This window comes from Gordonia sp. LUNF6 (assembly GCF_047041125.1).
GTDB classification, from domain to species: Bacteria; Actinomycetota; Actinomycetes; order Mycobacteriales; family Mycobacteriaceae; genus Gordonia; species Gordonia sihwensis.
On the sequence record NZ_CP178181.1, the window covers coordinates 103,449 to 126,611 of the forward strand.

A 23,163-nucleotide genomic window follows, 5' to 3' on the forward strand; every position below is an offset into this window, starting at 1 on the left:
GCTCACCCCCCGCCGCCGGGCAGGCCCGGAATCGTGATCGGGGGGAACAACGGCCGCGTCGTCGGCTCCTCCGTCGTCGGCTCCTCGGAGGTCGTCGTCGGCTCCTCGGTGGTGGTGGGCTCCTCGGTGGTGGTGGTCGTGGGCGTGTCCGACGTCGTCTCACGAGTCCGGGTTGTGGTCTCGTCGGTCGTGGTCTCCCGCTCGGTCACCGTGGTGGTGACGTGCGAAGACGAGGGCGTCGGTGCGGTGGGCGTGCGAGGGCTGGTGGTGAGCCAGTAGGCGACGAGCGCGATGGCTGCGAGCAGCAGCAGTGCGGCCACCGCCGTGAGCACCTTGTGCGTGGTGCTCCATCCGCCGTCGTCGACCGGCGTGGCGGCCGTCGAGACGCCGGTCTGCGGCGGCTGCTGCAGGCCGGGCGAAGTCATCGCACGGGTCGACGGGCGCGGTGCCGCGGCAGCGGCGGCGACTCCGGCGGCGCCGAGAGCGCTCCGGGGAATCGGCGGACGGTTGCCCGCGCGGACCGCGGCGACGGCGTCGGCGAACTCGCCGCCGGTCGCATACCGCTGCGCGGGGTCCTTCGACAGCGTGATCTCGATGAGTTCACGCACCGGTGCCGGCAGGTTCTGCGGCAGCGGCGGCGGAGGCTCCTGAATGTGCTTCATCGCGACGGTGATGGCACCGTCGCCCAGGAAGGGCCTGCGGCCGGTGAGCGCCTCGTATCCCACTACGCCGAGCGAGTACACGTCCGATGCGGCGGTCGCCTCGCCCCCGGTGGCCTGCTCCGGAGAGATGTACTGGGCGGTGCCCATCACCATGCCCGTCTGGGTGACGGGCGCGGCGTCGACCGCCTTGGCGATGCCGAAGTCGGTGATCTTGACCTGACCGGTGGGCGTGATGAGGATGTTGCCCGGCTTCACGTCGCGGTGCACGAGACCCGCCGTGTGCGCGGCCTGCAGTGCGCGGCCGGTCTGCTCCAGCATGTCGAGGGTGTGCGGCAGCGAGAGGTGGCCCATCCGGGCGATCACCGAGTTCAGCGGCTCACCGTCGACGAGTTCCATCACCAGGTAGGCCAGCGGGTCGCCGCCGTTGCGATCGGGGGTCTCGCCGTAGTCGAAGACGTTGGCGATGCCCGGATCGTTGAGCCGCGCGGTGGTCTGCGCTTCGGTGCGGAACCGGCCGAGGAACTCCGAATCGTTGGAGTACTCGGCCTTGAGCACCTTGACCGCCACCCGGCGGCCGAGACGTGTGTCCAGGGCTTCCCAGACCTGGCCCATGCCACCAGTGGCGATCAACCGGACCAGTCGGTACCGGTCGGCGATGATGGTGCCGTTCTGCAGGCTCATCGAGCACCTCCCGCGTATGCGTTGATGACAGCGCGTCCGATCGGGGCCGCTGCGAGGCCGCCGTACGAATTCTGTCCCCTATTGCCGTTTTCAATGATGACCGCGACCGCGATCCGTGCGTTCGAACTCGGCGAGAACGCGATGTACCAGGCGTACGGCGTCTCACCTCCGCCGGCCGTGTCCGAATGCTCTGCGGTGCCCGTCTTGGACGCGATGCCCGCCTGGGCGCCGGACGTGTGCTGCTCCGACTTCACCATCATGTCGGTGATCTGATCGGCCTCCTCGGCCGTCAGCGGCCGGTTGAACGCCGACGGCGCCGTGGTGGAGATGGTCCGCAGGTCGGCGGTCTGCAGCTTGTCGACGAGATACGGGCGCATGCGGACGCCGCCGTTGGCGACGGTCGCGGCGATCTCCGCGTTCTCCAGGACGGTCAGCCGCACATCGCGCTGTCCGATCGCCGACTGCGCCAGCGCGGCCCGATCGTCGCCGATGTCGCCGACGGTCGACTTCGCGACGTCCATCGGAATCCCAGGGGGATCCTCGCCGACGCCGAACTGCTTGGCCGTGGCGGTGAACTCCTCCGACGCGTCACCCGGCACCTTCTCGGTCATCAGCTGGGCGAAGGCGGTGTTGCACGAGTACTCGAAGGCCTGCGTCAGGGTCACCGTGCCGTTCGAGGCGCCGGGACACGTGCTGCCGCTGTCGTTCGAGAGGGTCGCGGTGCTGTCGGGAAGCGTGATGACCGACGACGAGGTCAGCCGTGCGTCCGGCGACACCCCGGCCTTGAGCGCGGTCGCAGTGGTGACCACTTTGAAGGTCGAACCCGGCGGATACAGCGCGTTGATCGCACGGTTGGTCAGCGGATCGTCGTTCCCCTCCGCGTTGAACTTCTCCCACGCCTTCTCGGCCTTGCTGAAGTCCTGGGTGGCCAGCGCGTTCGGGTCGTAGCTGGGAGTGGACGCGAGCGCGAGGATCTTGCCGGTGCTCGGTTCGAGCGCGACCACCGCGCCGCGGCACGGCCCCTCGCAGCCGGCGTCGGTGAGTTCGCGGTAGGCCACTCGCTGCAGCTTCGGGTCGATGGTCGTCACGACGTTGCCGCCGCGCGGATCGCGGCCGGAGAACATGTCCATGAACCGCTGGGTGAAGAGGCGGTCGTCGTTGCCGTTGAGGATCGAGTCCTCGGCGTACTCGATGCCGCGGTCGGCCCGGTACACGAACGAGAAGTAGCCGGTGACCGGGGCGAACGTCGTCGGATCGTTCGGGTACTGGCGCAGGTACTTGAAGCGGTTGTCGGTGGGGACCGATTCCGCGAGCACTGTGCCGTCCGCGGCCACGATCACGCCGCGCTGACGCGCGTACTCGTCGAGCAGGACACGTGAGTTGCGCGTGTCGGTGCGGAGCTTGTCGGCCTTGAAGACCTGCACGTAGGTCACGTTGGCGAGCAGGGCCACGATCATGACGATGCAGGCGATGGCGACCTTCTGAATGGGACGGTTCACTGGCGACGCACCGCCCGGGTGGCCATCGCGTCGACCGGACGGCTCGGGCGCGGCTTCGGAACGTCGGGCTCGCGCGAGGCGTTCGAGACCCGGATCAGCAGTGCCAGGAGGATGTAGTTCGCCAGCAGCGACGAGCCGCCGTAGGCCAGGAACGGCGTCGTCAGACCGGTGAGCGGGATCAGCTTGGAGACGCCGCCCAGGACGACGAAGACCTGGAAGACGATCGTGAAGCTCAGGCCGGCGGCGAGCAACTTGCCGAAGCTGTCGCGGACGGCGACTGCCGCGCGGAGTCCGCGGATCGTGACGATCAGGTAGAGCATCAGGATCGCCGCCACGCCGACCAGTCCGAGTTCCTCGCCGAACGAGGTCAGGATGAAGTCGGTGTTGGCGAACGGCACGATGTTGGGACGCCCGGAACCGAGTCCGGTGCCGAACATGCCGCCCGTCGCGAAGCCGAACAGGCTCTGCGCGATCTGGTATCCGTACGTGTCGTACTGCGCGAACGGGTCCTGCCAGATGGAGACGCGGATCCGGAGGTGCTCGAACAGCTGGTAGGCCACCGTGGCGCCGAGGGCGAACAGCGTGACGCCCAGCATCAGCCAGCTCACCCGCGAGGTGGCGATGTACAGCATCGTCAGCACCGTCGCGAAGATCAGCAGCGGCGTGCCGAGGTCGTTCTCGAGCGCGAGGACGCCGATCGCGATCACCCACGCCGCCAGCAGCGGACCGAGGTCGCGCAGGCGGGGGAAGTCGATGCCGGCGAACTGCTTGCCCGCAGTGGTGAACAGGTCGCGCCGGGACACCAGGAACGCCGCGCTGAAGATGATGATGAGGATCTTCGAGAACTCACCCGGCTGGATGCTGAACCCCGGGAGGATGATCCAGTTCCGCGAGCCGTTGACCTCGGCCATCGACGCGGGCAGGATCGCCGGGATGGCGAGGAAGATCAGCCCGCTGACACCCAGGGTGTACGCGTAGCGCGACAGCGTCCGATGGTCGCGCACCACCATCAGGGTGACGCAGAACGCGACGATGCCGAGGACCGCCCACAGCAACTGCTGGTCGGCGTTGTGGGTCACCTCGTCGGCCTTGACGACTTCGTCGTGCCGTGACGATCCCAGGTCCAGACGGTGGATCATCACCAGGCCGAGGCCGTTGAGCAGGGCCACGCACGGCAGCAGCAGCGGATCGGCGTAGGGAGCGAACCGGCGGATCGCCAGGTGCGCGACGCCGAAGAGCGCGATGAAGGCCGCGACGTACTTGACCAGATCCCAGCTGAGGGTCTGGTCCTGCGCGGCCTGAACCGTCAACAGCGCCGCGAAGACCACGAAGACCGCGAACGAGAGCAGCACCAGCTCGGTGCGCCGTCCCGCGCTCTTGGGCCGCGGAGCGGGAGGTGCGTGGACAGGTGGAGCCGACGTCATCCGTCGCTCCTGCAGGTGTTGTGGCCGTCCGCACCGACCGTAGGAATGGGCGCAGACGAGGTCTCACCGGACTTCGGCGCACCGCTGGGTTTCGGGGCCTCCGGCTTCGACGTCTCGGGCCTGGGCGTCTCCGACCGCGGCTCGCCCGGCTTGGGTGCTTCGGGCTTGGGAGTCGCCGGCGGCTCGGGCGGTGCGCACTTGGGCAGGAACTCGAGTCCGCGGACGCGGTCCCGGGTGCTCTCGAGTGAATTGTTCTTGATGCTGTTGGAGGTCACGGCGCTGCGGCCGATACCGGTGAGGTCGTCGACCTTCATCGGCGTGCACGACGCGGTCGAGTCGGACGGCTGGAACCGGACGGTCGGCGAGTCGGCGGTCAGGTCGTCGACGCAGACCCGCTCCTTCGGCGCCCGCACTGTGAAGAACAGCAGGTTGTCGGGGGTTCCGGAGTAGATCTCGACGTTGCCGTCGACCGCGGTGACGAAGGTGCTCGCCATCGCCTTCGACCGCACCACGAAGAACGCGGTCACCAGAAGTCCGATGATCGCGAGGACCGCGATGATGAGGACCGGCCAGCGCCAGCTCGCCTTCTTGGCGGGCTCGGGTTCGGTGGCGGTGATGGTCGGGCGCGCCGGTGCGGGTGCGGGCGGGCGGAGGGCGGCCGCGCGACCGGCCGCCGTGGCCGGATTGGGGACGTATCCCGCGGAATCGTCCTCGCCCGCGGCGCCGCCGACGATCGGCGTCGAGTCGCCGTACTCGTCGTCGACGACGTCGGCCACCACGACGGTCACGTTGTCCGGACCGCCGCTGCGCAGTGCCAGCTCGATCAGCCGGTCGGCGCAGGCCTTGTGGTCTTCGATGGAACCGAGGGTATCGGCCAGCGTCTCTTCGCTGACGACGTCCGACAGCCCGTCGCTGCAGAGCAGGTAGCGGTCGCCGGCCCGGGCTTCGCGCATGATGAGTGTCGGTTCCACGGCCTGCCCCGTCAGGGCGCGCATGATCAGGGAGCGCTGCGGGTGGCTGTGAGCCTGCTCGGGGGTGATCCGGCCCTCGTCGACCAGACTCTGGACGAAGGTGTCGTCACGCGTGATCTGGCTCAGCTGGCCGTCGCGGTACAGGTAGCCGCGGGAGTCGCCGACATGGCACAGGCCGATCCGGCTGCCGGCGAAGAGGATGGCGGTGAGCGTGGTGCCCATGCCGTCGAGTTCGGGTTGCTTGGCGACTTGCTCGGCGATGGCCGCGTTGCCGTCGGCGGTGGCGCGTTCGAGTGCCGACAGGAGATCGCCGCCGGGCTCGTCGTTGTCGAGCGGTCGCAGCGCCTGGATCACCAGTTGGCTGGCGACCTCGCCCGCCGCGTGACCGCCCATGCCGTCGGCGAGCGCGAGGAGTCGCGCGCCGGCGTAGACGGAGTCTTCGTTGTTCGAGCGGACCAGGCCGCGGTCGCTCCGCGCGATGTAGCGCAGCACTAGGGTCACGGGCGTAACTCAATCACGGTCTTGCCGACCCGGATCGGTGTGTTGATCGGAGCGCGGACGGCGGTGGTCACCTTGGCACGGTCGAGGTACGTGCCGTTCGTCGAACCGAGGTCTTCGACATACCAGTCGTCACCGCGCGGAGAGATGCGCGCATGACGCTCTGAGGCGTAATCGTCGGTGAGAACCAGCGTGGAATCGTCGGCCCGCCCGATCAGGACCGGTTGCGTGCCGAGGGTGATGCGGGTGTTGGCGAGAGCGCCCGCCGTCACCACCAGATAGCGCGCGGTACCGCGGGATCGCGCGGCCCGCTGCTTGCGCTCGGCTCGTCCGGAGGTCAACGGCATCCGTGCGCCACCGGCCGCGGCCAGATCGGCGCGCATCGCCCGGATGATGGCGTACACGAAAAGCCAGAGCAGGATGAGGAATCCGAATCGGATCACCTGCAGCAGGATGCCCTGCATCTACTCCCATCACCTCCCTCACAGACGGGTATCCGGTTCCTCGTACCCCCGGATGCATTCAACGGTCGGGTGACCGTGCAGTCACCCGATGAGCATCTTATGCGGAAACTACTACTGGAACCGGACGGTGATGTCCGAGTGGCCGAGCCGGATGCGGTCGCCGTCGGCGAGCTCCCAGCTGCTGACCTGCAGGTCGTTGACGGTGGTTCCGTTCGTCGAGTTGAGGTCGGTCAGCATGGCGGTCTGACCGTCCCAGCGGATCTCGACATGGCGGCGCGAGACGCCGGTGTCGGGCAGGCGGAACTGCGCGTCCTGACCGCGGCCGACCACATTGGAGCCCTGCCGCAGGGAGAAGGTGCGGTTGCTGCCGTCCTCCAGCACGAGGGTGATGGCCGACGGCGCGTAGCCGGCCGGCTGACCGTAGGCGGCCGGAGCGTACCCCTGCTGCTCGTAGGGCGGCTGCTGCGGAGCGTACTGCTGGTCGTACGCGGGCTGTCCGTACTGCGGCTGGCCGTAGCCCGGCTGCGCGTACTGCTGGTCGTAGCCGCCCTGGTCGTACTGCGGCTGCTGGCCGTAACCCTGCTGGCCCTGGTCGTAACCCTGCTGGCCCTGGTCGTAACCCTGCTGGTCGTACTGGGGCTGCTGGGCGTACTGCTGGTCGTAGCCGGGCTGCTGGTTGTAGTCGTACTGCTGGCTGTAGCCCTGATCGGCCGGCTGCTGCGGCGGGTACTGCTGCGCCTGCTGCTGTCCGTATGCCTGCTGGTCGTAGCCGCCGCCCTGGTCGTACTGCGGCTGCTGGCCGTACGGCTGCTGCGGTTCCTGACCCTGCTGCGGATACCCGCCCTGCTGGTTGTAGTCGTACTGCGGGTAGTTCGGATCGCCCTGCGGGGCGTAGCCGTAGTTCTGGCCGCCCTGGTCGTTTCCGGGGGGATTTGTCATGGCTCGGGCTCCTCGGTCGAGACTTTCAGGTCGGTATGTCGGCTGCTGCTCCGCCGGCGCACGGCGCTGTGCCAGTGGTCGTGGCGCGACGTCGGGGTCGACGACGCCACGAGTGTGGAACTGACCGGTGTGCAACGACGGCGCTTGTTCGAACTCTACGACGACAGACCCGTAAGTCTGCCACCCATTGTCCCGGATGAAGTCCTCCAAATGGCGCGAGAAGATCTTCCGGTTCAGTTCGTACTCGGTTGCGACGTGATCAAGATCCGAGTCGCTCAGCGTCACCACGTAGCTGTTGGCCACCAAGGTCGCGCCGTCGCCCAGGTCTTCGGCCGAGGTCTCGGCCTCCCGCTGCAGGGCGTGCTCGATCTCCTGCGGTGCGACCTTGCCGCCGAAGACCCGGGCGAACCCGCCGTCCACGGCGGACTCGAGCTTGCGCTCGATCCGGTCAAAGAAACCCACGAGATCTCGTGCCCTTTCCCTCGGTTGGCGTGTCGACGTGCATACCTTGTCTCAACATGTTACCGGCCGGAAAGACATGACGGAGACTCGTGAATGACTCCTGTACCGGGCGTCACAGGAGTAACAGGTGGGGCAGGCGGGCGCCAATGTGCGTCGTCGCAGGTCATCACCTCTGTGGAGGCGTGGTTTTTCATTTGGCCGGGTGTGCGTGCTATCTTTTTCAAGTCCACACGGACGCCGGTCGTTCGATCGACCAGCCACGGGCGAGTGGCGGAATGGCAGACGCGCTGGCTTCAGGTGCCAGTGTCCTTCGGGACGTGGGGGTTCAAGTCCCCCTTCGCCCACAGTTGTGATGAGTCGCGACATCGTTTACACACGATGTCGCGACTCATTGCTTTTCCGGGGGTTCAGGTGTGGCCTTCCCGGCCGGAAACGCCCGAGACCTTTAAGCCCCCGATGGCTTGAGACCCAAGACCGGTAGGGCGAATCCTCTTGGTCGCAGCACGCACAAGACTGCCAGGACTGCCCACCTCCGCACGCGGAGGTGGGCAGTCCTGTGCGTGCACCTGCACGCTCGCGCCGCTTTCGTGACTGCTCCGGAGTGACGTGAACGCCCCGCGTTGGATCAGGGCGTGACGATGGAGAAGTCGGGGTCGCCCGGATCGATGACCGAGGCGAGTCGTTCCAGCACCGTGGTGTCACCGCTGAGTTCGATGCCCGCCTCGGTGAGACGGTCGGCGGAGAGGGCTCCGGTGGCGAGCACCGGAAGCGCCTGCTTCGTGGTCGTGATCGTCAGCTCCGCGTCACCGCTCTGGGGTGCGGAACTGTAGGTCAGGGCGCCGTTGGACAGCCGGAGCCGGTAGCGAACGTCGGCGTCGGTGATCACGACGTCGATGCTCAGCTTCAGGTCCCACGCGCGCGGACCGTTGATCTGGATCGCGACAGCGTCGAAGAGCATCTCAGGGGTGAGCGCGGAGATCACGTCGGGCGACGCCGAGACGGTCGGCGTGCCGAACTTGCCTTCGCGGAGCTCGGTGGCGCCGGACAGGTAGATGTTGCGCCACACGCCGTTCTCGCATCCGTAGCCGAGCTGCTCGAAGGTATCGGCCAGGAGGGTGCGGGCCCCGGCGTGGTCGGGCTCGGCGAACACGACGTGACTGAGGACCTCCGCGGCCCATCGGAAGTCGCCTTCGTCGAAGGCCGCCTGGGCGTTCGCTACGGCCGCATCGGCGCCGCCCGCGAGCTTGACGTAGCGCTTGCCCTGCGCGACCGGCGGATGCTGCCAGAGGTGGGCCGGGTTGCCGTCGTACCAGCCCATGTATCGCTGGTAGATCGCCTTGAGATTGTGGCTCACCGAGCCGTAGTAGCCGCGCGCATGCCAGGCGTTCTCCAGCACGGGCGGGAGTTCGAGGTGCTCGGCGATCTCGATTCCGGTCCAGCCCTGGTTGATCAGCCGCAGCGACTGGTCGTGCAGGTAGGCGTAGAGGTCGCGCTGCTCGGAGAGGAACTTGACCACGCGCTCGTTGCCCCACGTCGGCCAGTGATGAGAGGCGAAGACCACCTCGGCCTCGCCGCCCCACAGGTCGATGGTCTCGGTCAGGTATCCGGCCCACGCATGCGGGTCACGCACCAGCGCGCCACGCAGAGTCAGCAGGTTGTGGAGCGTGTGGGTGGCGTCCTCGGCCGCGCACAGCGCCTTGTGCTCGGGGAAGTAGACCAGGAACTCGGCCGGCGCCTCGGTGCCCGGCGCCATCTGGAAGACCATTCGGACGCCGTCGACGACTTCTTCCTGGCCGGTGGTGGTGATGTCGAGTGTCGGCGCGATCAGAGTGATGTTGCCGGTGGCGACGGTCTGCGCCAGACCGGTTCCGATGGCGCCCTGGGGGCCGCGAGCGAGGGCTGCACCGAACATGTACGCAGATCGGCGGGCCATGGCAGTGCCCGCGTAGACGTTCTCCGACGCGGCGTGCTCGGTGAAGTGCTCGGGGGCGATGACCGGAACTCGGCCCGAGTCCACGTCCTCCTGACTCACGATGCCGCGAACACCGCCGAAGTGGTCGACGTGCGGATGGGTGTAGAGCACGCCGGTGACGGGCCGGTCGCCGCGGTGTTCGCGGTACAACTCCAGTGCGGCCGCGGCCGTCTCCTCGGTCACCAGCGGGTCGAGGACCAGAACACCGGTGTCGCCCTCGATGAAAGTGACGTTGGAAAGATCGAACCCGCGAACCTGGTAGATCCCAGGAACGACTTCGAAGAGGCCCTGGATCGAGTTCAGCTGCGACTGTCGCCACAGGCTCGGATTCGCGGTGTCGGGGGCTTCGCCCTGCAGGAAGTCGTAGGTGTCGTTGTCCCACACCACGGTTCCCTCGGCGTTCCTGATCGCATTCGGAACGCGCTTGCCGAGCAGACCGCGATGGCGTCCTCGAAATCCTGCGTGTCAGAGAACGGAAGCCGTTCTCGAAGTGCGGCGTTCTGCGCGATGATGGTGGCCGTCGCCTCGCGTGAATTGGATGACATCATTTCCTCTCATAAACCGCCGGTTCGGCTTCACCGTAGGTCCGCACGATCGGACTCAGTGGAACCACTCACCGGCAACGGGTGACCATCCCAGGGCGAAGACTGCACATCCGGAATTCGCGGTGTCGAGTGCGCCGAACTCCTGAGAGATGCCAGGATCACCACACGTCTACCGAGTGGTGTGGGAGTCCTCGGCCACGTCTCGGAGATTCTCGGGATCCCGGCGAACTGCGCGACAACCGAGCGGTACCGCACAGCGACTCCACCGGCACGATCATCCACCCGAGCCGTTGTTCAGGGCGCCGAGGCGGCCATGAAAGGCAGGATCAGCGCCGGCAGCATCATGGTCAGCAGCAGCCAACCGACGCCCTGCCACTCCACCCAGCTGCGTCCACGGCGGTATGCACGGAAGGCCATCGCCAGAGCGACGAGGCCGCCCACCCCCAGGACTCCGGGGACGGCGGCCGCCAAACCGATCGGGGCGCCGCCGATCACGAAGGCGACCAGTACACCCAATGCGATCACCACAACGGCGCCGAGGAACAGCGCCGGCGACCTCAAGTCCTTCGGGTGGCCCCAGCGCTTCTCCGCATCTCTGCGCGCGGCGTCCGGCCTGCTGTTCATGCCGGACGGATACCCACGTGAGGCCGGGATCAACCATCCTGTGGCCCGGAGTTTGATCCACGTCACAGTCGGGTATCCGATACCAGGTTCCCCGTGTCGGGGACGAGGTGGACAGGAGTGACGATATGGCTTCTACCGCACTGGGATCGGTTCCTGGATCGCCGGCTCGACGCCGATTGACCTCCGGTCACCTCGCCGATCGCGACGTGGTCGTTCACAACGGTCTGCGCACGGCGTCGACGGGCTCAACCGTCGCCACGACGATCACCTCAGTCCGATGAGGGCCGCGTCATCGGTCGACCGCCCGCTGCTCCCGGCCGCTCGAGGCCCGGTCTCCGACGTGGTGATCGACTGTCTTCGGCGGAACCGCGAAGCGGCGGTCATCTCGTACGACCGGACCGTGTGTCTCTCCGAAGCGTGGTCCGACGACGCGATGCTCGCGCTCGTGGTTCTTCACGAACTCCACTACCGCGGGTGGCACGGGGTCGACTCGGAACGTTGTTCGGACCGGCATCTGACGAAGATTCGCCTGCTCCTCGAAGATCGATTCTTCACGAAGGTCTCATCGAGGTATTGCGGCGCTCGGGGTTCGACGCGCGGGGTGCCGAGCACCGAGCCCGCACACTCGTCCGGCGGCGACGCCTTTCTCGCGCTGGACGGGTATCTCGCCGAGGTGGCCGATCTGCGGGAGTTCGCCGACTATTTCGCGGTGGGCTCGTTGTTGTCTCCGCGGGGTTCGTCGTCGCAGCGGGAAGTGTTCGACGGAGTACTCGAATCGTTCGGGCTCGACACGGGCTATCTGGCTTACCTGCCGACGGCACCGGCTGCGGCGCTCGGCCCGCTGGTATTGACCGATTGCGTGCGAATACGGCCGACGTGGCGCAGCGCTGCGGTCGGCCGTGCCACCGCGGCGGAAGTGAACGCCACGACGAGGTCCGCCGGCATCCTCCTCGGACTGCAACGGCTCGGAGCGGCCGACGCCGCGATCCATCGCTATCTCGCGCAACTGCAGGGACAGGCAGGCCCTTCAGGAGACGTGCGTCGAACCGGCCTCGACACCTTCGAACCCGGCGAGCAGGAGGTGGTCGCGGGTATGCGCGCCCATCAGACCGTGGAGGAACGATTGTCGATCGCCTTCCGCGACGCCTGGCGCCGCGGCCGCACACTGGTGACCTGACCGCTCCGCAGCCGGGCCCGGGCCTTCGGAGACGACCGCTCGACGCAAGATCAAACGAGACGACGCGGAATCCGCCGATCCCAGCTCTCCGCGTACACCCGACGAGAGCCTCGATCGTCGAGCTCGTAGGCATCGAGTTCGGCGGTCAGAATGAATTCGTTGCTCGTCGAAGAGAGCACGGTGTGCGTCTTCACCTCGATACGCCAGTCGCCGCGTTCGACGCGCCGCACCGTGCGCGTGGTACCGCGCGCGGATGTCACGTCGTTGTTCCGGTACTCGAACCACTCGGTGGCCGACCGCGTCACCGCGGTGTCGGTCTCCTCGATCAGGGTGGTTCCCTGATCGTCTTCGATCTCGAGTGTGGTGGTGCCGAACGCGAGGTCGCGGGTGGTGCGCCAATGGTGCCGACCCGACTCCAGGTTCCGGCGAGCCATCGGCGGCGCGCTCTTCGGCGTACCCAGGTCCTTGAGTAGGGCGTCGGCGTCACGCGGAGGACGCACCGGGACGCTGAGCCGGGATTCGCCGGTGTAGACGGTGACGGTCGCCGGCTCCGGCGGCGGCCAGGCGAGCGGGAAGTACGAGGTGGACAACGACAGCCGCAGTCGGTGCCCGGCGGGCAGACGCTGTGCCAGTCCGTTGAGTTCGACGTCGATTCGGTATTTGGTTCCCGGTTCCAGAGGCTCCGGCGCAGCGCTCGAATTCCGGTGCGTGAGATTGCAGAGACCGTAGGTGATGCGGGTGGCCTCTCCGTTCGGGGCGATGTCGGAGAGACGGGCCGCGATCTGAGCGACCGGCTTGTCCGCCTCAACCGCCGCGGTCAACGTCGGTCGCCCCAGGATCTCCATGTCGTGTGCCATCGGCTCTGTCTCGAACACGAGTGCGCCGCCGTCCTCGTCGCGCTGGTCGGTGGGGAGGTCCGGCGTCGCGGCGTACGACGCCCACTTCCCGCCCGATCCACCGACCGACAGCGGCGACAGGATCGCCAACGGTCGCGGCCGCACCTCGGTGCTGTCGACGAAGTCGTCGAGCGTGTATCGAGTGAGTACGTACTCGTGATCGTCGATGCGCGACGACGGCCAGCTGTCCTCGCCGACCCAGCGGCCCGGCCGTTCGTCGTACGCGGGGTTCGGCGCGATGCTGTCCTGCATCCAGGCCCGCAGCATCGGCCCGTCCATCGCTCCGTTGTCGATGCCCTTGAGCCAGTGATCCCACCACCGGACGGTCTCGTTCAGGAAGTCGATCGCCGGACCGGGCACACCGAGGTGCGGATACTTATGACCCCACGGGCCGATGAGCCCCTTGCGCGGAACGTCGAGGTTCTCCAGCAGGCGGAAGATGGCGTTCGTGTAGCCGTCGGCCCAGCCGCCGACGGACATCACCGGCACCTGGATCTGTGAGTAGTCCTCCGAGACGGACGCGCGCTTCCAGTAGTCATCGCGATGCTGGTGCTCGATCCACTCCGCGGCCCAGAGACCGCTGCCCTCCAGTCGTTCGCGCCACATCTCGCGCCACCGCGGTCCGACGATGTCCGGATCCGGGGGGAGGCTGTTATTGACGAACATGACGGTGGCCTCCGAGAGATTGTCGGAGAGGAGGCACCCGCCCATGTAGTGCATATTGTCGACGTAGAGGTCGTCGGTCGCGGATGCGCTGATGATCGCTCTCAGCGCCGGTGGTCGGCGCGCCGCAACGTGCAGGCTGTTGAAACCGCCCCACGAGATGCCCATCATCCCGACATTGCCGTCGCACCAGGGCTGCTCGGCGAGCCAGGCGATCACTTCGCAGGCGTCCTCCTGCTCGCTCGGCAGGTACTCGTCCCGCAGCACTCCGTCGGAGTCGCCGGTGCCCCGGATGTCGACGCGCACGGACGCATATCCGTGCCCGGCGATATAGGGGTGATGCAGACTGTCACGCTCACGCGTGTCATCACGCTTGCGGTACGGGAGGTACTCGAGCACTGCGGGCACCGGTTCGGAGTTCGCGTCCTCCGGCATCCACACGCGGGCGGCGAGCCGTGTCCCGTCATGCATCGTGATGAACAGGTTCTCGATCACTTCGACGCGGCGGTCGAACCGGTTGACAACCTCCATGCTCTATCCTCCCCGTAGGTCACTCGAACGTGAACGGCAAGAGTTCCGACGCTCGCTCGTAGGCCTGCTCCAGATCGTCCACCTCCTGACCGCCGACGTACACCGTCGCCAGGACGTAGCGGTAGGGGTCTTGGTTGGGCAGTTCGCTGAGACGATCGCCCGGCTGCACATCCACCTCGACTGTGCATCCCGGTTCCTCTGCGCGCAGCCGTGCCAGATCGTGCTGGGTCGGCGTCGACGTCACGACCCCGTCGTCGGCGCGGCCGAGCAGACACTTGGACGCCATCCGGTACGGGCCGCGCCGAGAGCCGGGTTCGGGCCGTCGCCCGAGAGCCACATCGATGGCGTACTCGTGGTTCGACGTGCCGTCCACCCGCAGGAACAGCTCACTGTGCGACTGCGAGATTCGTGTGTTGACCTCGATCACCCAGAGTTTGTCGATCTCGTCGTCCCACATGAATTCGACGTTGAAGCAACCGTTGTCGAACCCGATGTGTCGCAGGTAACGTTCGCTCACGTCGAGCATCCGGGCGATGAGTTCGTCGCCCACCGAGCCCGCCGGGTAGTCCAGTCGGTCGAAGGTGAGACCGTTGGAGCTCTTGCGCATGTCGAAGACGCCGTGGGTGATGAATTCTCCTCGGTACATTGAGCCTTCGGGCGCCACCTGCCGTCCCGAGATGATCTGCTCGGCAAGACAGCTGTTGCCGCTGAAGCGCTCGATCTCCGGAGGTAGGTCGACCATGCCCAACGCCTGATTGAAGGCGTCGCCGATCACCGTGATCTCGCGGCGGATCTGGGCCACCGCCTCGTAGAACTCGTCAGCGTCGTGGATTTCGAAGCCTAGTTGCGATGAGTGCGACTTCACCGGCTTCACCCAGAACGGGAATGCCACCTCGATTCCGCTCAGCGGGTCGTCGTCGAAGGGGTCGAACGCCGCGAAATCCGGGACGCACTCGGGTACTGCCTCGGCCTGCATCAATCGAGACCAGTACTTGTGTTCGCACGTCAGGAAGCTCTTGAGACTGGGCGACGGTATCGAGTTCTCCATGGCCAGGATCGGCACCAGGATGCTGGTCGGAAAGTCCCAGTGGGCGACGATGGCGTCCACCCGGCCCAGCGTCGCGAGTTCTTCGCGGGCTCGGTCGAGCAGCGACTCGAGGTCGAAATGAGGCGCGGCGGTGAGCGTCTCGACGTCCAGGAGACTGTGGAACCGCATCTGGTCGGCGCCGGGCAGTGCCTCGAGTTCGGCTCGCTGCCGGTCGCTGAGGCCCGGGACCACCACGTTGACAGTCACTGCATCGACCCCTTCGAGGTCGTGGATCGTCCCCGCAGGTGCGACCCTCCGTCTTCGAGACGTTCGGAAATGAAGGCCTCGAGTTCCCTGCGCGCCCGACTGGCCTCCGGGATCTTGTGCATGATCCAGTTGTGGAACATGCCCGGATGCTCCTTGAGGCTGATCGTGGCGCCTGCTGATCGCGCCCGGCCGACGAAATCGCGGGCATCCGGGTTGAGGACGTCGCGTGTGCCCGTGAAGACGATCGTCGGGGGCAGCGCCGAGAGTCGCTCGCCGTCGACGGGCCCGAAGTCGGTGGGCGGCGCGTTCCCGGCGAACCACCGTCCCGCTTGACGCAGACCGGCGATCCCGAGTTCCGGATCATCGGGGTCGATCGCGTCGGCTTCCGGCATCGAGACCGTGAGATCAATCCATGGCGAGAGCAGTACGACGGCGTCCGGTTCGGTTCGCAATCTCCGATCACCGCAGCACAGTTCGAGAGCCAGTCGGCCGCCTGCGGAGTCACCCGAGAGCACAGTGGGCCCGGGTGCGCCTGCTAGATAGGTGTGCGCCGCATCGGCCACCGCCGGGATGATCGTGCGGTGATCCGCCGATGGGCAGAGCGGATAGATAGGCATGATCACAGAGGCGTCGGCGGCCCGCGCCAGCCACGCGAGGAACCGCCAATGATGGCGCTGCGGCTCCTCGACGAAGCCACCGCCATGAAGGTGCAGTATGCGGGTGTCGCCTGCACCGTCGCGCGGTTCGATGCGGTAGCAGCGCATGTCGCCGACGTGTTCGAGAGAGACCTGCACCGTGGGCAGCCACGGCGGCGTGGTCATGCTCTTGCGCTGGTGCCGGGGGAGGCGCTCGGTCATCACCGCCGGGTCTGCATAGAACTTCTTGCTCCTCGTCGCGCGCAGTGAGGCCATCGTCAATCGAGCCGGTATCGAGACCATCGGGTCCCTTCCCTTCCGTGTCCGTTCAATGTCCTGGGGCACGGGGTTCCCGGGTCGCGGTTGCGCGAAACGTGGGGTGCGGCGACTGCCAGCCGGCGGAAACGGGAGGGTGCGAATGCCTCAGGACTTCGCGACCGCGGCGTCGTTCCGGTGATGCCAGGACGCGGAGGCGACTCCGGCGGCGAGGATCGCAGCGACCAGCGCGGCCAGCACGAGGAGCTCGATACCTGTCGATGCGGCGACAACGCCGATTGCCGCCAGGACGGCGAGGGTTGACGCCGTGACAGTCGATTCGAAGCGGTCCAGGCCGCCGATCGACGCCACGAAGAGCGCGAGGCCGATGTAGAACAGCGCCGGGCCACCGGCGAGGAGCAGCGCGTAGACGGTGGTCGTCTCATCGTGGGGATGCGCGAGCATCTTCTCGGTGCCGACGGCGGTCACGATCACGCCGCCGACCAGGATGGCGTGCGCATATGCGAAGCCTCCGCGGGCGAGGGCGGTCGGATCGTCGGCCTCTTCGAGCCGTCGTTCGGTGCGCTCCGAATGGTGGGCGAAATACAGCCACCAGAAGGCGACCGGGACGGCGAACGCCACCCCCAGTGCAACGAATGAGTACAGGCTCGATTCCATGTGCATGAACTCGCGCCCGATGGAAAGGACCGTCTCGCCGAGCGCGATGATGAAGATCAGCCGATTACGTTCCACGAGATGTGCGGGCGTCAATTCCCACATCCGCATGTCGATTCCGCCGAACCGCGGCAGCCAGGTGCGCAGGAGCGGGGCGGCGACGTCGATGGCGAGGGCGACGATCCAGACGATCAGCCGGGTGTCGGGTTCGCAGAACGCGCCGATCACCCACACCGCGGCGGCCACGGCGGACCATGCGAGCAGATGCGCGTAATTGCGGCCGATCTGCTGTCCGCGCATCGCAATCGCGATGAACAACGGCCTGACCACCTGCATCGCAGCCAGCGCGATGGCGAACTGGGGTCCTCGGTCGCCGAACGCCTCAGGGATGGACGCGGCCATCACCAGGCTCAACAGCATGAGGACGACCAGCAGGATCCGGACGGGGATGCGGGCTGGGTCGACGAAGTTGGTGGCCCACGCGGTGTAGTTCCACACCCACCAGACTCCGCCGAACATGACGATCACCTCGACGGTCCCGCGGCCGGTGAGGTGCTCGGCGAAAAACGATGCGAGTTGGCTGAACGCGAATACGTAGACGAGGTCGAAGAACAACTCGATGGTCGCGACCTCGCCGCCCTTGCTGCGTGCTCGCCCCAATGCCGGCATAGCCACGGCCGACCCCCTTCGTCGAACTCCCTGACGGTGCGGCTCAGCGTAGCTTGACGCCGACTCGAGCTGAGGGCGTAACGACGTCGCGGGGAGTGCCGATGCCGGTTTCACGTGGAACCAGTCGGCAGAATCTCTCAGCGCCACTCCGGTGCGCTTGCTCCGGGAGTACCGTCGAACGACGATGGCACTCGCTGACGCGTTGGAGCAGCAGGGCTGGCCCCAAGTGGGTGAGCTGGTACTCGCGTTTGTCCTCAGCGCGCTGATCGGGCTTGAGAGACAGCTTCGCGGGCGCAGTGCCGGGCTCCGCACTCAGGCGATCGTGGGCACTTCCGCCGCACTGTTCATGCTGATCAGCAAGTACGGATTCATGAATGTGCTTTCGGACGAAGTGGTCGTCGATCCGTCGCGAGTGGCCGCTCAGGTGGTGTCGGGCATCGGCTTCCTTGGAGCGGGCATCATTCTGACGCGCCGGGGTGCGGTGCGCGGCCTCACGACTGCGGCCTCAGTGTGGGAGACCGCAGCGATCGGCATGGCGGCCGGCGCCGGCCTGTGGCTGCTGGCCGTGGTGGTGACCGCGCTGCACTTCGTGACGGCGTATGGACTGCGGGCCCTGTCGCGACTGTTGCCCGGGCAGGTCTCCGAATCGCAGATCGAAGTCACCTACGCCGACGGGCACGGATTACTGCGGCAGATCATCGAGTCGATCACCAGCGGCGGGTGGACGATACGGCAGGCCCGGCCTCAGGACGTGGAAGTCGACGGCACCGCCGCACTGATCCTGGAGGTGGCCGGGGGAGCGAGGACGGAGGCGTTGGTCGCGGCTCTCGCCGAGATCGACGGCGTCCGTGAGGTGCAGGTCCTATCCGAGCAGGAGTCGGAATAGCTACCCTGGGCCATCGCGAGTGCGAGGAGACCAGGGTGGCGGAAGTGGCGAGCGGCAACCGACTGCGCAGCGGTGTGCGCGGGTACGCGGCGCCGCTCGCCCTGGCGACCGCGGCACTGGTGGTGACGGTGGCGCTGCTTCTCCATCTGACGTGGAACACGAACTCTGCCGCGGTGCAGCCCGCCACGCATGCCGCGGCGGTTCCGGCGAGCACGATCTCCGATCCCGCCGCCATTCGCGCAGCAGGAAGTGCCGAGTGCCGGACCAACGCGCCCGGACGACGACTGATCCGAGTCAGTCTGTCCCAGCAAGCCATGTGGATGTGCGACGGGCGACGTCCGGTGTCGTCGTCACCGGTGACGACGGGGAACGTCGCGCGCGGTGACGGCACGCCGACCGGCACCTGGACCGTTCAGAGCCGAGAGACGAATCGGGACCTCGTCGGACCCGGCTACCGAGACCATGTTCGCTACTGGCTGCCGTTCTTCGGTGACTTCGGATTCCACGACGCACCGTGGCAGAAGACGGCGTTCGGCGACCGCGAAGCCTTCAAGACCGCGGGATCTCGCGGATGCGTCCACGTTCCGGGACCAGAGATGAAGCATCTCTACGACTGGGCCGAGGTCGGCACGACGGTGACCGTGGCCGAGTGAGGCGCTACTCCCGCGTCCACTCGTCATAGAACTCCGGCATCCGAGACGCCTTCGAATCGAACTCGGCCGGTCGCTTCTCGAGGAAGGCTCGAACATCGTCGTCGCCGTCGCCGATGCTCGTGTAGAACATCGCGAGCGAATCGATGCGATGGGCCTCTGTCGGATGTTCTTGCGCCGCGTTGCGGTACAGCATCTGGCGGGCGAGCGCGACGGCCACCGGCGAACGGCCCTGAGTCCAGGAGTCGGCGAGCGAGCGCGCAGCGTCGAGCAGATCCTCCGGCTCGTGGACGCTCTGTGCCAGGCCGGCGTCGAGTGCGCTCTGCGCATCGAGGATGTCGGCGCGGTACACCAGGTCGAGCGCTTTCGGGAGGCCGACCACTCGAGGGAGGAACCACGATGACGCCGCCTCGGGAACGATGCCGAGACGTCCGAACACGAAGCCGATCCGGCCCTTGGTCGATATGAGTCGAGCGTCCATCGGCAGCGTCATCGTGGCGCCGATGCCGACTGCGGCGCCGTTGACGGCCGCGATCACCGGTTTGCGGCAAGCGTAGATCGCGAGCGTCACCCGCCCGCCGATGTCGCGAATCCGCGCGATTCCGGGATCATCCAGATCGGCCATGTCCGCGAGCGTGGGCCGCTTGGCGCCGTCGAGCCCGAACACATTGTCGCCCTCGGTCGCCAGGTCCATGCCGGCGCAGAACGCACGTCCGTTGCCGGTGACGATGACAGCCCGAACGGAGTCGTCATCGTTGACCGAACGGAAGGTGTGCTCCAATTCCTGCGCCATCTCGACGGTGAAGGCGTTGAGATGGTCGGGGCGGTTGAGCCGGACTGTGAGGATGCCGTCTTCGTTCTCGTGCGTCAGCGTCGTCAGTTCCATGCGATGTGCTCCCTGGTCGGCGGGTGTGTCGATTGCAGCTTAGAAGCGCGGCGCACCTTGGGAGGACGCGTCAGGCCGCGGCGTGGGGTGACTGGGCAGATTCGGAATCTGCCGGGGGAGCTTGTGACTCCTGCGGTGGAGTCCGAGGCGGCGGATGCGCCGGCGGTGGGCCCGATTCTTGCCGATGCAGTTCTGGCGGGTGCAGGTGCCGTGCTTGTCCGGCGTGGTGGATGGGGTTCAGGCGCCAGGGTTGGTCGGTGGTGGCCGGTCGCCAGCCCATGCGTCCGGCATCGGGTCCGTCGGTGAGGATGGTGGTCTCCCATTGGCCGCGGTTGGTGCCGACGGCGCGGTTGTGGCGCCCGCACGCGGCGCCGAGGGCGTCGATGTCGGTGCGCCCTCCCGGGGTGATCCAGTCCGGTGCGTGATGGGCCTGAGTTTGCGCGAAGGGGCGGTCGCAGCCGGGGGCGGTGCAGCCGCGGTCGCGGGCGAACGCCAACCGCTGCGCCTTACTCGCGAAGCGTGCACCGCGGCCTTGGTAGAGGACTTCGCTGGTGTGATGGCGGAAGACCGCCAGATGCGGCACAGCCTCGGCAGCGAGCCGCACGAGTTCACCGATCGGAATGCGGGTGCCGGTCGCGGTCAACGCGATTCCGGCGTGGGCGGCGAGTTCCTGGTCGGTGACGGTGATGACCAACTCCGCCGGTATCCGGCTCGGTGCACCGAGTCCACCGTGGGCGAGAACGTAATCACACAACGCCAGCAACGCATCGTGTGTGCGCTGAGCGGCACTGCGCAGATCCCGACCCCGCGCCGCCGCCAAAGCCTCGGCGTCGATGCCGTCGGCGTCAATGGTTCCAGTCGGCGAATCCGGGTCGGCGGGATTGTTCATCCCGGGTGCGGCCCAGGCGGTCAAGATCACCTCGAACTTCGCCCGCAACTCCGGAGTCATCGCGCCGCGCACTTTGCTCATCAACTGGCGGTCTTGCGGGAGGATGCTGATTCCGCGTTGGCGTTGCCGGTCGACGTGATCGCTTTCCTGCCCGTCGGGGTCCAGGTGAGCGAGCAGGCGGTCGCCGACCTTGCCCAGATCATCCGGATTCAACCCGGCCGCAGCCTCGGCCAACTCCGCCTCAGCACGGGCTTTGACTTCCGGCGAGATGCAGCCGGGCACTTTCGCCAAAACGCCCGAGATCACCAACGCGTGTTCGGCGCCGACAGTCCCGGCCGCCACCGCGGCGGCGGTAGCCGGCTTGCGCGGAGGCAGCGTCTGCCCTTGAAAGTTGGAGAACTCGCCGATCGCCTCAGCCATCCGCAGCCGTCGACCGGCTTCGCGGGTTCCGAGCCGCAGCCCTTGTGAGAGGTATTGGTGCGGATTCAGATAGCCGGCGGTGCGGTGCGCGTTGCGGTCGGAGACCTCCACCAGCAGCGCGGCGGAGATGCCGTCCCAGCGTCGCCGGATGCGTTCGGCGGTCTGTGTGTGGGCCAGCAGTTCCGGTTCGGTCTCCGGTGACAGGGAGGTCTCGGCGAGTTTGACCGCCGCGGCATCGATCAGGGCGAGTAGTTCGGCGGGCTGCTCCGGCAGCGCGCCGGTGGCGACGACAGTCGCGATCGAATCGGTGATCGGATCGGTCATCGCTGCCACCTCCCCCGAGTGTTTCGGCTGGTCACACCATGTTTTCTTGACCTACCTGAAAGCTATCACCCACCTATGACAAACAACATTGACGCGATCGACCTACGTTCGATTCTCAGTCGCCGACGCGAACAACACCGGCGGCCGACATCCGCTGCACGTCCTGCTCGTCGTAGCCGAGTTCCGCGAGCAGCGCGGCTGTATGGCGGCCGAGTGCCGGAACGTCGCCCATCGCCGCCTCGACGTCATCGAATGTGACCGGCGGAAGTAGTGCCTTGACCTGCGCGAACTCGGTACCGACAGTGCGCCAGCGATCCCGTGCGGAGAGCTGCGGATGCTCGGCGACCTGTTCGAGCTCGTTGATCTGGGCTGCCGGAACACCCGCGGCGGAAAGCTTCGCGTCGAGCTCCGCAGTGGTCCACAGCCTGGTCCGTTGCGCCACTGCGGCGTCGCACGCCGCCCGGTTCTCGACTCGCTTCATATTGGTGGAGAATCGCGGGTCGGTCGTCAGCTCGGGGACGCCCAACACTGTGGTGAGCGCCTTCCAGCCTCCTTCACTCTGAACGCCGATCAAGATCTGTCCGTCGCTGGTGGGGTACGAGTCGTACGGCGCGATCGACACATGACTCACGCCCATCCGCGGCGGCTGCACGCCCGTGTACATCTGCGTGTAGAGCGAATGTCCCATCCATTCGACGGTCGATTCGAGCATCGAGACCTCGACCGCCGCTCCGACTCCGGTGCGGCAGCGACGCAGGAGCGCCGCGAGAACCGCCTGTGCGCAGTACATACCGGAGGCGATGTCGGCGGTCGGAATCCCGGTCTTGGCGGCATGCTCCGGTGTACCCGTGATGGAGATGAGGCCGCTCTCGGCCTGAATGAGCATGTCGTACGCCTTGCGCTGCTCGAACGGACCGCCTCGGCCGTAGCCCGACAGATCGACCGTGACCAACTCGGGGTGACCCTCGCGCAACTCATCGGCCCCCAGGCCGAGCCGCGCCGCTGCGCCCGGCGCCAGGTTCTGCAGAAAGACGTCCGCGTCGCGGATCAGCGCACGGACCACCTTGCGCCCCTCGTCCGACTTCAGGTCGACGGCGATGGATTCCTTCCCGCGGTTCAGCCACACGAAGTGCGCGCCGGTGCCGTGCACGGCGTCGTCGTAGGCGCGGGCGAAATCGCCGCCGTCGGTCCGTTCCACTTTGATGACGCGGGCGCCGAGATCGGCCAGATGGCGGGACGCGAGCGGCGCGGCGACGGCCTGTTCGAGAGTCACGACCGTGTAACCGGCGAGGGGGAGGAGTTGGTCGGGACGCAGTGCCATACACTCCACTATCGCACCGCGGCGATGGGCGGCTCCGGCGGGCGGCGTGTCACCCGATCGAGCGATTTGTGGTGTGACGACCGGCTCCCGCGACCCGCCCGAATCCGTCGTTCGGGGCCGCTGCACACGGTTTGGACCTGCACCGTTATCAGATTCATCGCGCTCTGACCTGCAGGTCGAGACGGATCGTGCCATTTGTCGTTGTGACAACGCGGTGATTCACTATCCCGGACCAGCGAGCCGGACAGGCT

At 67.1% G+C, this 23,163-nt stretch carries 18 protein-coding genes, 1 tRNA gene and 1 pseudogene; 5 read left to right on the forward strand and 15 right to left on the reverse strand.

All coding sequences use genetic code 11. The annotated features are described in order from the left end of the window. Positions 1-2 precede the first annotated feature (2 nt). From ACK8HH_RS00550 to ACK8HH_RS00575, 6 genes are all read right to left on the reverse strand, one after another. On the reverse strand, positions 3-1,343 hold the full coding sequence (locus ACK8HH_RS00550; RefSeq protein WP_062367472.1) for a protein kinase domain-containing protein: 1,341 nt from the start codon (positions 1,341-1,343) through the stop codon (positions 3-5). Then, positions 1,340-2,842 (reverse strand): peptidoglycan D,D-transpeptidase FtsI family protein, encoded by a 1,503-nt coding sequence (locus ACK8HH_RS00555; protein WP_006896812.1) that lies wholly within the window; start codon positions 2,840-2,842, stop codon positions 1,340-1,342. Before ACK8HH_RS00555 ends, ACK8HH_RS00550 begins: the two co-directional genes overlap by 4 nt. Further along, positions 2,839-4,266 (reverse strand): FtsW/RodA/SpoVE family cell cycle protein, encoded by a 1,428-nt coding sequence (locus tag ACK8HH_RS00560; protein WP_006896813.1) that lies wholly within the window; start codon positions 4,264-4,266, stop codon positions 2,839-2,841. The genes ACK8HH_RS00555 and ACK8HH_RS00560 overlap by 4 nt, the downstream gene beginning before the upstream one ends. Beyond that, complete coding sequence (locus ACK8HH_RS00565; protein WP_006896814.1) at positions 4,263-5,738, reverse strand: PP2C family protein-serine/threonine phosphatase; 1,476 nt, start codon at positions 5,736-5,738, stop codon at positions 4,263-4,265. The genes ACK8HH_RS00560 and ACK8HH_RS00565 overlap by 4 nt, the downstream gene beginning before the upstream one ends. Next, positions 5,735-6,199 carry an FHA domain-containing protein FhaB gene (locus ACK8HH_RS00570; RefSeq protein WP_006896815.1) on the reverse strand — a complete coding sequence of 155 codons (465 nt, stop codon included), beginning with the start codon at positions 6,197-6,199 and terminating at the stop codon, positions 5,735-5,737. The genes ACK8HH_RS00565 and ACK8HH_RS00570 overlap by 4 nt, the downstream gene beginning before the upstream one ends. Positions 6,200-6,310: 111 nt before the next feature. Next, positions 6,311-7,600, reverse strand: a complete 1,290-nt coding sequence (locus ACK8HH_RS00575) for a DUF3662 and FHA domain-containing protein (protein ID WP_062367473.1) — start codon at positions 7,598-7,600, stop codon at positions 6,311-6,313. Between the two features lie 261 nt (positions 7,601-7,861). On the opposite strand from ACK8HH_RS00575, the gene ACK8HH_RS00580 reads away from it, so the two are divergent. Beyond that, positions 7,862-7,944, forward strand: a tRNA-Leu gene (locus ACK8HH_RS00580). Between the two features lie 281 nt (positions 7,945-8,225). Here the strand turns inward: ACK8HH_RS00580 and ACK8HH_RS00585 are convergent. After that, positions 8,226-10,120: pseudogene (locus ACK8HH_RS00585) on the reverse strand (alkyl/aryl-sulfatase). 291 nt (positions 10,121-10,411) lie between these two features. Then, positions 10,412-10,741, reverse strand: coding sequence for a hypothetical protein (locus ACK8HH_RS00590; RefSeq protein WP_045537527.1), 330 nt, complete (start codon positions 10,739-10,741; stop codon positions 10,412-10,414). Positions 10,742-10,866: 125 nt separating this feature from the next. Here ACK8HH_RS00590 and ACK8HH_RS00595 point away from each other — a divergent pair, with 125 nt between their 5' ends. Next, positions 10,867-11,022, forward strand: a complete 156-nt coding sequence (locus ACK8HH_RS00595) for a hypothetical protein (RefSeq protein ID WP_412475462.1) — start codon at positions 10,867-10,869, stop codon at positions 11,020-11,022. Then, entirely contained in the window at positions 11,019-11,918 is a 900-nt protein-coding gene (locus ACK8HH_RS00600; RefSeq protein WP_412475463.1) for a hypothetical protein, read from the forward strand. The genes ACK8HH_RS00595 and ACK8HH_RS00600 overlap by 4 nt, the downstream gene beginning before the upstream one ends. Positions 11,919-11,968: 50 nt before the next feature. Here ACK8HH_RS00600 and ACK8HH_RS00605 read toward each other — a convergent pair whose 3' ends face one another. The 4 genes from ACK8HH_RS00605 to ACK8HH_RS00620 form a co-directional block, all read right to left on the reverse strand. Next, on the reverse strand, positions 11,969-14,008 hold the full coding sequence (locus ACK8HH_RS00605; RefSeq protein WP_006897921.1) for a CocE/NonD family hydrolase: 2,040 nt from the start codon (positions 14,006-14,008) through the stop codon (positions 11,969-11,971). 19 nt (positions 14,009-14,027) lie between these two features. Continuing rightward, entirely contained in the window at positions 14,028-15,302 is a 1,275-nt protein-coding gene (locus ACK8HH_RS00610; protein WP_006897922.1) for an ATP-grasp domain-containing protein, read from the reverse strand. Continuing rightward, positions 15,299-16,240, reverse strand: a complete 942-nt coding sequence (locus tag ACK8HH_RS00615; protein ID WP_006897923.1) for an alpha/beta hydrolase — start codon at positions 16,238-16,240, stop codon at positions 15,299-15,301. Before ACK8HH_RS00615 ends, ACK8HH_RS00610 begins: the two co-directional genes overlap by 4 nt. A 120-nt stretch (positions 16,241-16,360) precedes the next feature. Beyond that, positions 16,361-17,536, reverse strand: a complete 1,176-nt coding sequence (locus ACK8HH_RS00620; protein ID WP_006897924.1) for a low temperature requirement protein A — start codon at positions 17,534-17,536, stop codon at positions 16,361-16,363. A 184-nt stretch (positions 17,537-17,720) separates the two neighbouring features. Between ACK8HH_RS00620 and ACK8HH_RS00625 the strand changes: the two genes are divergently transcribed. Both ACK8HH_RS00625 and ACK8HH_RS00630 read left to right on the forward strand, forming a co-directional pair. After that, positions 17,721-18,422 (forward strand): MgtC/SapB family protein, encoded by a 702-nt coding sequence (locus tag ACK8HH_RS00625; RefSeq protein WP_006897925.1) that lies wholly within the window; start codon positions 17,721-17,723, stop codon positions 18,420-18,422. Positions 18,423-18,457: 35 nt separating this feature from the next. After that, positions 18,458-19,075, forward strand: a complete 618-nt coding sequence (locus tag ACK8HH_RS00630) for a L,D-transpeptidase (RefSeq protein WP_006897926.1) — start codon at positions 18,458-18,460, stop codon at positions 19,073-19,075. 4 nt (positions 19,076-19,079) lie between these two features. Here the strand turns inward: ACK8HH_RS00630 and ACK8HH_RS00635 are convergent, their stop codons facing one another. The 3 genes from ACK8HH_RS00635 to ACK8HH_RS00645 all read right to left on the reverse strand — a co-directional run bounded on the left by ACK8HH_RS00635 (position 19,080) and on the right by ACK8HH_RS00645 (position 22,912). Continuing rightward, entirely contained in the window at positions 19,080-19,958 is an 879-nt protein-coding gene (locus ACK8HH_RS00635) for a crotonase/enoyl-CoA hydratase family protein (protein WP_412475464.1), read from the reverse strand. Between the two features lie 70 nt (positions 19,959-20,028). Then, positions 20,029-21,591: a DUF222 domain-containing protein gene (locus ACK8HH_RS00640; RefSeq protein ID WP_412475465.1), complete on the reverse strand. Its 1,563-nt coding sequence runs from the start codon at positions 21,589-21,591 to the stop codon at positions 20,029-20,031. Positions 21,592-21,706: 115 nt separating this feature from the next. Continuing rightward, positions 21,707-22,912 carry a CaiB/BaiF CoA transferase family protein gene (locus tag ACK8HH_RS00645; RefSeq protein ID WP_045537523.1) on the reverse strand — a complete coding sequence of 402 codons (1,206 nt, stop codon included), beginning with the start codon at positions 22,910-22,912 and terminating at the stop codon, positions 21,707-21,709. Positions 22,913-23,163: the final 251 nt, after the last annotated feature.

Coding starts and splice junctions, on each gene's coding strand:
- ACK8HH_RS00550 (WP_062367472.1), bottom strand. CDS start 1,343: ATGAGCCTGCAGAACGGCACCATCATCGCCGACCGGTACCGACTGGTC.
- ACK8HH_RS00560 (WP_006896813.1), bottom strand. CDS start 4,266: ATGACGTCGGCTCCACCTGTCCACGCACCTCCCGCTCCGCGGCCCAAG.
- ACK8HH_RS00570 (WP_006896815.1), bottom strand. CDS start 6,199: ATGCAGGGCATCCTGCTGCAGGTGATCCGATTCGGATTCCTCATCCTG.
- ACK8HH_RS00590 (WP_045537527.1), bottom strand. CDS start 10,741: ATGAACAGCAGGCCGGACGCCGCGCGCAGAGATGCGGAGAAGCGCTGG.
- ACK8HH_RS00595 (WP_412475462.1), top strand. CDS start 10,867: ATGGCTTCTACCGCACTGGGATCGGTTCCTGGATCGCCGGCTCGACGC.
- ACK8HH_RS00600 (WP_412475463.1), top strand. CDS start 11,019: ATGAGGGCCGCGTCATCGGTCGACCGCCCGCTGCTCCCGGCCGCTCGA.
- ACK8HH_RS00605 (WP_006897921.1), bottom strand. CDS start 14,008: ATGGAGGTTGTCAACCGGTTCGACCGCCGCGTCGAAGTGATCGAGAAC.
- ACK8HH_RS00615 (WP_006897923.1), bottom strand. CDS start 16,240: ATGGTCTCGATACCGGCTCGATTGACGATGGCCTCACTGCGCGCGACG.
- ACK8HH_RS00620 (WP_006897924.1), bottom strand. CDS start 17,536: ATGCCGGCATTGGGGCGAGCACGCAGCAAGGGCGGCGAGGTCGCGACC.
- ACK8HH_RS00625 (WP_006897925.1), top strand. CDS start 17,721: ATGGCACTCGCTGACGCGTTGGAGCAGCAGGGCTGGCCCCAAGTGGGT.
- ACK8HH_RS00635 (WP_412475464.1), bottom strand. CDS start 19,958: ATGGAACTGACGACGCTGACGCACGAGAACGAAGACGGCATCCTCACA.
- ACK8HH_RS00640 (WP_412475465.1), bottom strand. CDS start 21,591: ATGACCGATCCGATCACCGATTCGATCGCGACTGTCGTCGCCACCGGC.
- ACK8HH_RS00645 (WP_045537523.1), bottom strand. CDS start 22,912: ATGGCACTGCGTCCCGACCAACTCCTCCCCCTCGCCGGTTACACGGTC.